This window comes from Massilia arenae, from assembly GCF_008014745.1.
Taxonomy (GTDB): Bacteria; Pseudomonadota; Gammaproteobacteria; order Burkholderiales; family Burkholderiaceae_D; genus Telluria; species Telluria arenae.
In genome coordinates, this window is sequence record NZ_VPFD01000008.1 from 60,018 (window position 1) to 72,167 (window position 12,150).

General features: G+C 67.5%; 10 protein-coding genes. 2 read left to right on the top strand and 8 right to left on the bottom strand.

Features of this window, described 5'->3' with window-relative positions; genetic code table 11:
- Positions 1 to 3 precede the first annotated feature (3 nt).
- From FVD38_RS09245 to FVD38_RS09275, 7 genes are all read right to left on the bottom strand, one after another.
- The gene (locus tag FVD38_RS09245) at positions 4 to 351 is read right to left on the bottom strand and encodes a hypothetical protein (RefSeq protein WP_229493542.1); all 348 of its coding nucleotides are present in this window, start codon (positions 349 to 351) and stop codon (positions 4 to 6) included.
- Positions 348 to 1,022, bottom strand: a complete 675-nt coding sequence (locus tag FVD38_RS09250) for a type II secretion system protein GspM (RefSeq protein ID WP_147934549.1) — start codon at positions 1,020 to 1,022, stop codon at positions 348 to 350. Before FVD38_RS09250 ends, FVD38_RS09245 begins: the two co-directional genes overlap by 4 nt.
- A complete protein-coding gene (locus FVD38_RS09255) occupies positions 1,019 to 1,666 on the bottom strand; it encodes a hypothetical protein (RefSeq protein WP_147934550.1) in 648 nt (215 codons plus the stop codon). The genes FVD38_RS09250 and FVD38_RS09255 overlap by 4 nt, the downstream gene beginning before the upstream one ends.
- Positions 1,663 to 2,595 (bottom strand): type IV pilus biogenesis protein PilM, encoded by a 933-nt coding sequence (gene pilM, locus FVD38_RS09260; protein WP_147934551.1) that lies wholly within the window; start codon positions 2,593 to 2,595, stop codon positions 1,663 to 1,665. The genes FVD38_RS09255 and pilM overlap by 4 nt, the downstream gene beginning before the upstream one ends.
- Before the next feature lie 73 nt (positions 2,596 to 2,668).
- Positions 2,669 to 3,127 carry a type II secretion system protein gene (locus tag FVD38_RS27140; RefSeq protein ID WP_147934552.1) on the bottom strand — a complete coding sequence of 153 codons (459 nt, stop codon included), beginning with the start codon at positions 3,125 to 3,127 and terminating at the stop codon, positions 2,669 to 2,671.
- Positions 3,128 to 3,326: 199 nt separating this feature from the next.
- Positions 3,327 to 4,559, bottom strand: coding sequence for a type II secretion system F family protein (locus FVD38_RS09270; RefSeq protein ID WP_147934553.1), 1,233 nt, complete (start codon positions 4,557 to 4,559; stop codon positions 3,327 to 3,329).
- 11 nt (positions 4,560 to 4,570) lie between these two features.
- Positions 4,571 to 6,274, bottom strand: a complete 1,704-nt coding sequence (locus tag FVD38_RS09275) for a GspE/PulE family protein (protein WP_147934554.1) — start codon at positions 6,272 to 6,274, stop codon at positions 4,571 to 4,573.
- 302 nt (positions 6,275 to 6,576) lie between these two features.
- Between FVD38_RS09275 and FVD38_RS09280 the strand changes: the two genes are divergently transcribed.
- Complete coding sequence (locus FVD38_RS09280; RefSeq protein WP_147934555.1) at positions 6,577 to 10,680, top strand: response regulator; 4,104 nt, start codon at positions 6,577 to 6,579, stop codon at positions 10,678 to 10,680.
- Between the two features lie 11 nt (positions 10,681 to 10,691).
- On the top strand, positions 10,692 to 11,630 hold the full coding sequence (locus FVD38_RS09285; protein WP_147934556.1) for a diguanylate cyclase domain-containing protein: 939 nt from the start codon (positions 10,692 to 10,694) through the stop codon (positions 11,628 to 11,630).
- A 55-nt stretch (positions 11,631 to 11,685) separates the two neighbouring features.
- Here FVD38_RS09285 and FVD38_RS09290 read toward each other — a convergent pair whose 3' ends face one another.
- Positions 11,686 to 12,141, bottom strand: a complete 456-nt coding sequence (locus tag FVD38_RS09290) for a MaoC family dehydratase (protein WP_147934557.1) — start codon at positions 12,139 to 12,141, stop codon at positions 11,686 to 11,688.
- Positions 12,142 to 12,150: the final 9 nt, after the last annotated feature.

A 12,150-nucleotide genomic window follows, 5' to 3' on the forward strand; every position in this document is an offset into this window, starting at 1 on the left:
TTGTCATTTGGCGGCCGGCGTCATGCCGGGCAGCGGTGCGTCCATGCGCAGCACCTGGCGTTCGGCGCCGCGCACCAGCACGACCTCGTTGGCGCTGACGCGGGCCACGCGCGCGCCCTTGAAGCGCTCGCCCAGGCGCACCGTCTCGCCGTCGATCACCGCAACATGGCGGCCACCCGCATGGCGCGCGATCAGCACCGACTGCAAGCGCGGCGCATCGTCGTCGGCGGCCAGTTTCGGGGCGATCCGGTCCATGCCCGGCGGCGGACGGGTGGGGTCGAGCAGCGCTTGCGCGGCGGCGGGTTGGGCCAGCGCCAGGCAGGCCAGCGCGGTCAGGAACAGGTTCTTCACAGCTTCATCCATTGTCGGTCCAGGCTCAGGGTATGCAGGGTGAGCGTCAGGCGCGCGGCGGGATACTCCTCCACGTCGAGCTGGGCACGGCCCCAGAACATCCGGGTCGGCATCGCATCGAGTGCGCTCATGTAGTCGACCATGTCGAGATAATTGCCGCGCACCGTGACTTCGATGCCGTGGCGGTATAGCAAGGGCGAGGCGGCCGATGCCGATGCCGCGGCTGGCGCAGGCGCCTGCTTGTCTGCCAGCGGCTCGACTGGCAAGGTGCGCATCGACACCAGTTTCAGGCGCCCGTTGGCGCGCAGGATGCCATCGACCAGGGGTCCCATGCGCTCGGGCGGCAGCAGGCCGTGCTCGATGGCCAGCAGCTGGTCGCCGAGCTGGCCCATTTCCTGGCGCAGCGCATTCAGGCGCGCGCGCGATGCAGCATCGGGGTCGAGCTGGAAAGCCTGCACCCGGCCCGTGATGGCCTCGTCGATCGCCGCCATCTCGGTGCGCTGCTGCGCGATCTGGCTGCGCAGCGTTTCCTGGGCCGCTTCCATCGGCGCCAGCACCAGGGTGTGGCCGGCGAAGGCCAGCAGCGCACACGCAGCCAGGCATACCATGCCGCGTTCGCGCAGCGACAACGCGTCGATGCGCGCGCGCAGGATCAGGATCCGCTCTTTCATTTACCCTGCTCCTCGGGCACCGATTGCAGGCTGAATTCGATGTAGGGCGCCGGGCGCATGGCGGGCTTGCCGTCCGCATCCTGCACCTGCAGTGGCGCGGCCTCGCCGATCTGCAGGCTGGCGAAGGATTTACCCCGCATCAGCGGCTCGTGAGTCAGGCGGTTCAGGTAACCCGGCACCATGGCCGGATCGACCGTGCGGCCTTTGATGCCGATCTGCGCGCCGCCGGCGCCGACCGTCACGCCGGTCAGCCACAGGCCCTGCGCGCTCTGGCGCGCCAGCGCCTTGAAATAACCGGCGAAGCCGCTGGTGTCGCCCAGTTCACCGCGCGACAGCGCGCCGGAGATGTGGCGCATCGCGGCCAGCTGGGAGTTGGCCTCGGCGATCTGCGTCTCCAGTGTGGCGTCCTTCTGGCGCGGGGTGAATTCGCGGTTGGCCGTGGCCAGGCGTGCCTGGCGCTTTTCGAGCTGGGTGGCGCCGCTGCTTGCCTGCTGCTGCAGTTCAGCGGTTTCCATCTTGCCGGCCACGGCAAGGATGGCGATGCCGACGATCACGACACCCACGGCCAGCGCGATGGTGGCGCTCGACAGCACCTGCTTCTGCGGCTGGAAGGACGGATTGAACAGGTTGATCTGTTGCTTCATGAGCCCTCGCCTTCGCGCAGCGCGGCGCCGATCGCGAGAAAGAAGCGCTGCTGCTGCGCCTTTTCCGCCAGCTCGGGCGTGCGCGACAGGTCGAACAGCGTGGCCAGGTCGAGCGTCTCGACCGGCGTGTACAGATTGCTCGACAGGTATTCGTCCAGGCCGCTCACGGGCGACGGTCCGAGCACCAGCTTGGCGATGCTGATGAAGGAATACTGGCGCTCGAAATGGTCGAGCGAGCGTTGCAGCTCGAGGGTGATCTTGTCGAAGCTCTGGTGCTTGCGCTCGTGGTCCGGCTCCAGCAACTGCGCCAGGGTGACGTCGAAGCGGCGCGACAGATACAGCTCGCCGCGATAGGACACGGTCAGCAGGCCGCCGTCGTCGCCGAACGACAGCATGGCGATGCCGCGCCCTTCCGGCTCCAGCATGGCCGACACATTACGCTGGGCCATCTCGGGGATGTCGATCGCGTGCAGATCGACTTTCGCGTCGAGGAAGAGCTTCTGGCGCGGCTGGATCACGGTATTGCGGGCGGCGACAGCGAAAATCGATTGCTGGGCGCGCGAATTGGCGTCGAGGGGGATGTCGAGCACGTCGATGGTCGCTTCCGCCGCCGGGAAGTCGAGGAGGTCCTTCAGGCGCCAGCGGATGGCGGTCTTCAGCTCTTCGCGCGGCACGTTCGGCGCTTCGACGTTGAGGATCTGGTATTCACCGCCGGACAGCAGCGTGACGACGTGGTGCGAGGCGGCCTGGCCTTGGCGCGCCACCTTGTCGATCGTCTCGACGCCAACCGGACCGGCAACGAACGCAGCCAGGCGCAGCATGGGAGTGGCGTTGGCGACGCGTTCAATGGCGGTGACGGCAACGCCGTCGCGCGCGATGGCGATGGACAACCAACCATCCCATTTCTTCGCTCTCTTAAACAAACGCATCCGCAAGGCCATATAACGTCTCTAACAAAACAGGCGCTGACTGGCAGCGCCTGTTTCCGGGTTCATGCGCAGCTTATTCGCACTTACTTGCCGTGATCACGATCGCCGGCGCGGCAACCGCCGCGGTCGCTTCGGTATAGGTGACTTTACAGGTCTCGGCAAGTGCAGCAGGCAAGTTCTTCGGATGCACGGTCATGGTCTGTCCGTTGGTACTGATGTCGAAGTCAGTGTCCGCAAGGCCTGCTGCCGTTTTGATGGTGGCCACGTCCGGGTAACCAAGAACGATGGCGATATTAGATCCTTCGGTCACGATCGGGTTCGCGTTCGAGATCAGCCATTTACCGTGGACCATCGCCGACGCGGCGCTGATCGATCCTTTGGCCCCCTGCAACGCGGCAGCGCGCGCATCGCCGCTCAAACTGGCGAACTTCGGCAACGCGGTCGCCGCCAGGATACCCAGGATAACGATCACAACGATCAGTTCGATCAGGGTGAAACCACTCTGTGCATTTTTATTGAAACGAACCTTCATTTTCTTTTTTCTCCTAACGATGATTGGGACGAGTGGTCGTCCTGATATGTATCGACTGCTGCAACAATTCTACCGTGAGAATGTGCAACTTTGATGTCGTGACAGCAAAAGGATCGCCGCAATGCAATGTTTCGTTGATGAAAGTTTAAGTTTGATCAAGCCGATGCGTTCTTTTTGCAACAGCGCACTCCAAGCACGCTCATTTCGGATGCAGCGCCGCCTGTCCCAGGTCCCAGATCGGCAAGAAAATTCCCAGCGCCAGGATCAACACCATCACCCCCAGGAAGGTGATCAGGATCGGCTCGATCTGGCTCGACAGGGTCTTGAGCTCATAGTCGACCTCGCGCTCGTACATCTGCCCGATCTCGTCCATGAGGTCGTCGATCGATCCGGTCTCTTCCCCCACTGCGATCATCTGCAGCACGATCGGCGTGAACACGTTGGCCGCGGTGGAGGTGCGCAGGATGCTCTCGCCGCGCTCGACGCCGTCGCGCATCTGCTCGATGCGCGAACTCAGGTAGGCGTTGTCGGCGGTCTGCGACACCACCGTCAGCGCATGCACGATCGGCACCCCGCTGCGCATCGACAGTGCGAAGCTGCGCGCGAAGCGGGCCATCGTGCCCTTGTGGATAATCTTGCCGGCGATCGGCAGGCGCAGCTTGTAGCGGTCCCAGGTCAGGCGCCCTTGCGCGGTACGGGTCCAGGCCCGGAAGCCGAACCAGCCAAGGGCCGCGACACCTGCCAGCGCCGGCCACCACTTGACCGTGAACCCCGACGTCGCCAGCAGGATGCGCGTCATCAGCGGCAATTCGGAGCCGAACGACTTGAACACCGAAGCGAACTGCGGAATAACGAAAATGTTGACCACCACCATGGCGATAATCATGGCGATCACCACGAAGCTCGGATAACGCAGCGCCGTCTTGACCCGCTCGCGCATGTCGCGGTCGAACTCCAGGTGGTCGAACAGGCGCAGGAACACTTCTTCCAGCCGTCCCGTCATCTCGCCCACCTTCACCATCGACAGGTAAAAAGGCGAAAAGCATTGCGGGTGGCGCATCATCGCGGCCGACAGTTCTCGCCCGGCGTCGAGCGACTCGCGCAAATCCTTGATCACGCGCGCGAACGATTTGCTGATTGCCGACTCCTGCAACCCGGCCAGGCCGCGCATGATCGGTACGCCGGACTTGAGCAGCGTATAGATCTGGCGGCTGAACAACTGCACGTCCATCGACGTGACCTTCTTCTCGAACAGGCGCTCGCGCCATCCCAGGCCGCCATTGGTCGCGGCTTTGCGCGTGACCGTGATCTCGATCGGCGTGACGCCGCTGCCGAACAGCTGGTCGGCCACGGCTGCGCTATCGGCGCCTTCGAGCACGCCGTGTACCGGCTCGCCGCGTCCGTTGCGGCCCTTGTAGGCGAAATATGGCATGGGCTGTTAAATCAGTCGTCCATCTGGTTACTGACCCGCATCGCCTCGGCGATCGTCGAGCGTCCCTGCACCGCCAGGCTCACCGCGTGGCGGCGCAAGGTCTCGCCGCGCATCTCGGTGTGGGCGACCTTGAGGAAGTGGCCCGGATCCGGATGGTTGACCGCGTCGGTGACGGCGCGCGTCATCTCCAGCAGTTCGTAGACCCCGGTGCGGCCGCGGTAGCCGGTGCCGTTGCAGTGCGAGCAGCCCTTGCCGTGATAAAAGCGCGTGGTCGCGGCATGTTCGCCCAGTTCGGCGCGCAGCCAGTCGGTCTCGTTGGCGGCCGGCTGGTAGTCGACCGTGCAGCTCTCGCAGATCACGCGCACCAGGCGCTGGGCCAGCACCGCCTGCAGCGAGCCGCTCACCATATAGCGTGGCACGCCCATGTCCATCAAGCGCAGTGGGGTCGAGGCGGCGTCGTTGGTGTGCAGCGTCGACAGCACCAGGTGGCCCGTCATCGCGGCGCGCAGGCCGATGGCGGCGGTTTCCTGGTCGCGCATTTCGCCGACCAGCACAATGTCCGGGTCTTGCCGCAGCGCCGAGCGCAGCACGCGCGCGAACGACAGCTCGATCTTGTCGTTGACCTGCACCTGGTTGATGCCCGACAGGCGGTATTCCACCGGGTCCTCGACCGTGATGAGCTTCTTCTCGACCGAGTTCAGTTCCGACAAGGCGCTGTACAGGGTGGTGGTCTTGCCGCTACCGGTCGGCCCGGTCACCAGCACCAGGCCGTTGGGCCGGGCGACGATGGCGCGAAAGCGCTCGACCAGGCGCGCCGGCATGCCGATCGCATCCAGGCGCAGGTTGGCGCTGACCTGGTTCAAGAGACGCATGACCACCGATTCGCCGTACTGGGTCGGCATGGTCGAGATACGCACGTCGATGCGCTGGTTGCGCACCTTGACCGCGAAGCGGCCGTCCTGCGGCAGGCGTTTCTCGGAGATGTCGAGATCGGCCATCAGCTTCAGGCGCAGCGCCAGCGGCGTCGCGACCTTGAGGTCGGCCTCGGTCTGCAGGTGCAGCACGCCGTCGATGCGGAAGCGGATCTGCAGCCGCCCTTCCTGCGGCTCGATGTGGATGTCGGAGGCGCGCACCTGGGCCGCGTCGTCGAACACCGATTGCAGCAGCTTGACGATCGGCGCTTCCTCGAGCCCCGGATTGGCGGCCAGCGCGCCAAAGTCGATCGAGACGTCGCCCAGGTCGGCCTCGACCTCGCGCGCGAGGCCCGTGATCTCGCCGGTGCGGCGGTAGATGCGGTCGATCGCCGCCAGCACCTCGGTCTCGTTGACCACCGCCAGCTCGACGCCCTTCTTGATCAGGCGCGCGATCTCGTCATAGGCGAACAGGTCGGTCGGGTCGGAGACGCCGACCAGCATCGTCTCCTTGCGGTCTTCCAGCACCAGCGCGCGGAAGCGCCGCGCCGCGGTCTCGGGCAGCAGGCGCACCAGCTCGGCGTTGATGTTATAGAACTTCAGGTTCAGGTAAGGGATGTCGAGCTGGCGCGCCAGCGCGCCCGAGATCTGGTCTTCGGTGACGAAGCCGCTTTCGACGAATACACGGCCCAGCTTGCGTCCGGTGCGCTTCTGGTCGGCAAGCGCCTGCTGGAGTTGCTCTTCGCTCAACAGTTTCTGCTGCATCAACACTTCGCCGAGGCGGACTTTCTCTGGCCTTGCCATACCATCCCTTGGGTTAATTCTTGCAAGAGGGATTTTAATGCCTGAGGGAACAATAGTGATTATCGGCATCGCGCCGGCTTGCAATTCTGTCGCGGTTTCGCCTCGCTGCCTACGCTTGATGGTAACAATCCGCCATCGACCGACGATTATTTCGCATTTCATAACGGCAATATGGCCGTTCCGCCATGTTGCAGAGTGAAGACGATGCACTGCGGCAATCAAATGCGCCGCTATGCGGTATGGATGGGGCCAGCTAACATGACGCCTTGCGCCCTTTACCGTGTTGAAACCAGGAGTCGTCTTTGCCGTTTGCCCGTCTTTCGCTGCCCTCGATCCGCGCCAAGCTCTATATCCTGGTGCTGGCATGCGCGCTGCCGATCCTGGTCGGCTACGTCGCCCTGGCGCGCGATGCCGCCTTGCGCGAACGCGACCACGTCTCGCGCGATGCCCAGACCGTGGCCGAGGTGCTGGCGGCGGCGGTCGACCGCGATATCCAGAGTGGAGAGACCGCGGCCCGGGTCCTGGCCGCGACGGCGATGATGGCCAGGGGCGACATGGTCGCCATCCACGCGGTCGCCAGGAGCCTGCTGCGGCCCGACTTCCCGGCCCAGGCTTTCGTACTGAGCCTGCCGAACGGCATGCCATTGATCAATACACGCTATCCCATCGGCGTCCCGCTGCCGCGCACCGGCAACGAGGACGATATCCGGCGCGTGGCCGAGACCGGCAACACCGTGGCGTCCGGCCTGCACCGGCTGGACGGTGGCGGCCAGTACGCGCTGTCGGTCGAAGTGCCTATCTGGCACGAGGGCGAGGTGCGCTTCGTGCTGTCAGTGCACCTGCGCCCGCGCCGCATGGCCGAGCTGCTCGACAGCCAGCACCTGCCGGACGGCTGGATCGCCAGCATCCATGACCGCCACCTGTTGACCGTCTCGCGCAGCGCCGATGGCGGCCAGCACCTGGGCTTGCCGATGGAGCCGGCGCTGGCCAAGGCCGTGACGTCGGGCAGCGCCGGCACCGTCGCACTGCCGCAGGATGGCGGCGGGCGCGGCTTCGCGGCCTTCGCCCACTCGCCGGCGCACGGCTGGGTGGTGACGATCCGCTATCCGCACAACGCAGCCGGCGAACTGCTCGGGCAGTCGATGGCCAAGACCGTGGCCGCGATCGCCGGACTGCTGGCGATCAGCCTGGCCCTGGCCTGGGCCCTGGGCGGCTCGATCGCGCGCGCCGTGCAGGGCCTGGCCGGTCCCGCCGAGCGGCTGGGCAGCGGCGAGCCGCTGGTCTTGCCTCCGTCCGACATCCGCGAGGTGGAAGCGGTGGCGCATGCGCTGCGCCGGGTCGACGCCGAGCTGCAGGAACACCGGCGCGGCCTCGAGACGCTGGTGGCCGAGCGCACGCAAGAACTGAAGCGCTCCAAGGCGCAGCTGGAAACCGTATATGCCTCGATTCCCGTCGGCCTGTGTTTCATGGACGCCGATCTGCGGGTGGTGATGGTCAACGACTACCTGGCCGACATCAACGGCCGTCCGGCGCGCGACCATGCCGGCCGCAGCCTGCCCGAACTGCTGGGACCGGTCGGCGAGGAATACGAAGCCAACTACCGGCGCGTGATCGCCAGCGGCCGGCCGCTGGTCGAGATCGAGGCCACCGGCGACGCCCCATCGGCGCCGGGCAGCGCGCGTCACTGGATCTCCAGTTACTTCCCGGTGTATGGGCCGGACCGCCAGCTGATGGGCGTGAACGCGGTGGTGCTCGACATCACCGAACGCAAGCGCCAGCAGCAGCGCGAGCGCGATCACCAGGAGATGTTCCGCGCCCTGTTCGAGGCCGCCGGCGACGCCCACCTGCTGCTGGCCTATGGCGCCAGCTACGTCAGCGCCAACCAGGCGGCGGCCGACCTGTTCGGCTTCGCCACCCCGGCCGCCCTGCTCGAAGAGTCGCCGGCCAGCCTGTCGCCGCTGTTGCAGATCGACGGCCGCCCGAGCAACGAGGTGGCGCTGGAGCACATGCGGCGCACGCTGGACGAGGGCCGCGACGCCTTCGAATGGCTGCACCTGCGCGCCGACGGCAGCGAGTTCCATGCCGACATCCTGCTGACCCGGGTCGACATCGGCGGCGTCGGCATGATGCAGGCCACGATCCGCGACATCAGCACCCGGGTCGCGGCCGAGGCCGCGCTGCGCGCGACCGGCGTCCAGCTCGAGGCGGCGCTGCGCCTGGCTGAACAGGCCAGCCGCGCCAAGAGCGAGTTCCTGGCGAACATGAGCCACGAGCTGCGCACGCCGATGAACGCCATCGTCGGCCTGGCGCGCCTGCTCGAGGAAGGCCAGCTGGGCCAGCGCGAACGGGGTTACGTGGCGCGCATGCGCACCGCCGCCCGCTCGCTGCTGGGCATGCTGAGCGACCTGCTCGATTTCTCGCGCATCGAGGCCGGCCAGCTGACCCTGGAGCGCATCCCGCTGCGCATCGACGACATCCTGGCCAGCATCGCGGTACTGCACGGCCCCGGCGCCTGGGCCAAGGACGTCGAGCTGGCGTTCGCGGTCGATCCCCACCTGCCGCCGCTGCTGCAGGGCGACCCGGTGCGGCTCGAGCAGGTGCTGCTCAACCTGGTCGGGAATGCGGTCAAGTTCACCGACCGGGGCGAGATCGTGCTGTCGATCGCGCTGCGCGGCGAAGCCGGCGGCCAGGCGCGCCTGGCGTTCGAAGTGCGCGACACCGGCATCGGCATCGCCCCCGAGGTGCAGGCCGGCATCTTCGAAGTGTTCTCGCAGGCCGACAGCTCGACCGTGCGCAAGTATGGCGGCGCCGGCCTGGGCCTGTCGATCGCGCGCCGGCTGGTGGAGCTGGCCGGCGGCGCCCTGCGCCTGGACAGCGTGCCGGGCGCCGGCACCACATTCCGCTTCGAGCTGTCGTTCCCGGTGCTGGAAGCCACGCCCGGGGCGCCCGCCCTCGAGGACGACGCCCTGCGCGTCCTGGTCGCCGACGACAATGCCAGCGCGCGCGGCGCCCTGGCCGCAGCCTGCACCGCCTTCGGCTGGCGGGTGGAGACGGTACACGATGGCGATGCGGCCCTGGACGTCCTGCGTCGCAGCCGCTATGACCTTGCCTTCGTCGATCAATCCATGCCGGGGCTCGACGGCGTGCCCTTGATCGCGGCCGTGCGCTCGGCGCAAGTGCAGATGCCCCGCCTTTGCCTGCTGGCGCCCGATCCCGATACCGAACGCTACGCCGAGCTGGCCGACGAACTGGGCGTGGCGGCCGTGCTGGGCAAACCCTTTACCGGCGCCAGCCTGCGCGCGGCCGTTGACCGGCTGCTGGGCGGCGCCGGCGCGGCGCATCCCGCGCCCGCGAGCACGCCACTGGCCGGCGCCCTGCGCGGCCTGCGCGTGCTCGTGGTCGAAGACAATCTAATCAATCAGGAGGTGGCCAGCTTCATCCTGGCCCACGCCGGCGCCACGTTCGAGATCGCCGCCAACGGCCGCGCCGCGCTGAGCATGCTGCAGGAAGACGCGGCCTACGACGTGGTGCTGATGGACTTGCAGATGCCGGTGATGAACGGCTTCGAGGCGACCGCCGCGATCCGCGCCGCCGGCCTGGACCTGCCGATCGTCGCCATGACCGCGAATGCGATGGACGAGGACCGCCAGCGCTCCCTCGACGCGGGAATGCAGGCCCACCTGGCCAAGCCGATCGACGTCGACGCGCTGGTGGCAACCCTGTCGCGGGTCACCGACCGGCCGCAGGGCACGCCCGCCGCCGCCAACGCCGAGCCCGCGCTGCCAGCCTCGCTGCCGCACCTGCCCGGCATCGACCTGAAATCAACGCTGCCGCGTTTCGCCGGCAGCGTCGAGCGTTTCTGCGAGCTGTTCATCCGCTACGCCGAAGGCCAGGCGCAAACCTTCGGCGAGCTGCGCGCGCACGTCGAGGCCGGCGAGCGCGGCGCCGCCGGCCAGCTGGCGCACCGGCTGCGCGGCGTGAGCGCCAATCTCGGCGCCACCGAGGCAGCCGAGACGGCCCATGCGCTCGAACACGCGCTGCGCGACGCCGACGACGGCACGGTGCGCCTGCGCCTGGCCGACCTGGCGCGCGCGCTCGAGGCCGTGACCGCGACCGCGCGTGAGCTGGCGCCCCCAGCCGCCAAGCTGGTCTCCCAGGAGGCGGCCCAGGACCTACCCGGTATGGATGAGGGCGCCACGCTGCACGATACACTGGCGCGCCTGCTCCACTTACTGGAGAATAACAATATGAGGGCGATCGCCGCCGAAGCCACCTTGCGGCCGGCCCTGGCGCTCGATGCCGGGCAGCCAGCCGCGGCCGCGCTGGCCGACGCCGTCGCCACCTTGCGCTTCGACGAGGCGGCGCGCCAGGTGGCAGACCTCATGATGCGAAAGGGAACCCTGTGAGCTGGACCGAGATGGCACTCAATGGCCGCATCCTGGTGGTCGACGATGCGATGGAAAACATCCAGATCCTGCATGCGGCGCTGCAGGAAGAGCAGGAAGTGCTGTTCGCGCTGGACGGCGCCCGCGCGCTCGAGCTGGCGCGCACCCAGCACCCCGACCTGATCCTGGTCGACGCCATGATGCCCGACATGGACGGCTACGCCGTGTGCGGTGCCCTGCGCGCGGCGCCCGAGACGCGCGACATCCCGGTCATCTTCGTCACCGCGCTCAAGACGCCGGAAGACGAGACCCGCGCGCTGGAGGCCGGCGCGGCCGACTTCATCACCAAGCCGGTCAACGCGGCCGTGGTGCGCGCCCGCGTGCGCACCCAGCTGACCGTCAAGCGCCAGGCCGACGCGCTGCGCGCGCTGACCCTGACCGACCCGCTGACCGGCGTGGCCAACCGCCGCGCCTTTGACGAGCGGCTGGAAGCCGAGTGGCGCCGCTGCGCGCGCGCCGGGCTGCCGGTGGCGCTGATCCTGGCCGACGTCGACCATTTCAAGGCCTATAACGACCACTACGGCCACCAGGCCGGCGACGCCTGCCTGGTGCAGGTGGCGGCGGCCCTGCGGCGCGGCGCCGGCCGCACCCATGACCTGGTCACGCGCTATGGCGGCGAGGAATTCGCGATCCTGCTGCCCCAGCTCGACGCGCTCGGCGCCGAAGGCGTGGCGCACCGCCTGCTGGAAGAACTGGCCCAGCTCGGCCTGCCGCATGCGGCCTCGCCCACGGCGCCGCAGCTGACGATGAGCCTGGGGCTGTCGAGCCTGGTCCCGCGCGATGCGCAAGGGGCCGATGTATTGGTAGCCAGCGCCGACGCCCTGCTCTACCAGGCCAAGGCAGGCGGGCGCAATCAATACCGGATGGGTGGCGTGGGCGCGCTCGGCAACGCCGTCGGCCACGGTTCATGAAAGCATCGCCTCAGGTGCCTTGGGTGCCTCTGTTGCCTTAGTTACCTTAGTTGCTTCAGGCGTAGCAGCGGATCAGGAATTCGGCCACGCACACGGGCTTGGCCGCCCCTTCGGCCTCGATCGACACATCCCAGTTAAATTGCCAGCCGCCGGCGACCGCGTCGGCGCCGCGCAAGGTCCAGCGCCCGCGCACCCGGCTGCCGGCCGGCAGCGGACTTGGGAAGCGCACCTTGTTCAGGCCATAGTTCACGCCCATGCGCATGCCCTCGATCGCCAGGGCGCTGGTGAGCATGGACGGCAGCAGGGAGAGGGTGAGAAAGCCATGCGCCACCGGCTGGCCGAATGGCGACTCGCGCTTGCAGCGCTCGGGATCGAGGTGGATCCACTGGCGGTCGTCGGTGGCTTCGGCGAAGGTGGCGATGCGGTCTTGCCCGACCTCGAACCAGTCGGAGACGGCGACTTCGCTGCCGACGCGCGCCGGCAACGCTTCGAGTGCGATCGTGGTGGCCATTAGCTTTCC

Excerpts from the sequence above, each read along its gene's own strand:
- FVD38_RS27140 (WP_147934552.1), bottom strand. The coding sequence starts at position 3,127 with ATGAAGGTTCGTTTCAATAAAAATGCACAGAGTGGTTTCACCCTGATC.
- FVD38_RS09290 (WP_147934557.1), bottom strand. The coding sequence starts at position 12,141 with ATGGCCACCACGATCGCACTCGAAGCGTTGCCGGCGCGCGTCGGCAGC.
- FVD38_RS09275 (WP_147934554.1), bottom strand. The coding sequence starts at position 6,274 with ATGGCAAGGCCAGAGAAAGTCCGCCTCGGCGAAGTGTTGATGCAGCAG.
- FVD38_RS09285 (WP_147934556.1), top strand. The coding sequence starts at position 10,692 with ATGGCACTCAATGGCCGCATCCTGGTGGTCGACGATGCGATGGAAAAC.
- pilM (WP_147934551.1), bottom strand. The coding sequence starts at position 2,595 with ATGCGTTTGTTTAAGAGAGCGAAGAAATGGGATGGTTGGTTGTCCATC.
- FVD38_RS09255 (WP_147934550.1), bottom strand. The coding sequence starts at position 1,666 with ATGAAGCAACAGATCAACCTGTTCAATCCGTCCTTCCAGCCGCAGAAG.
- FVD38_RS09270 (WP_147934553.1), bottom strand. The coding sequence starts at position 4,559 with ATGCCATATTTCGCCTACAAGGGCCGCAACGGACGCGGCGAGCCGGTA.
- FVD38_RS09250 (WP_147934549.1), bottom strand. The coding sequence starts at position 1,022 with ATGAAAGAGCGGATCCTGATCCTGCGCGCGCGCATCGACGCGTTGTCG.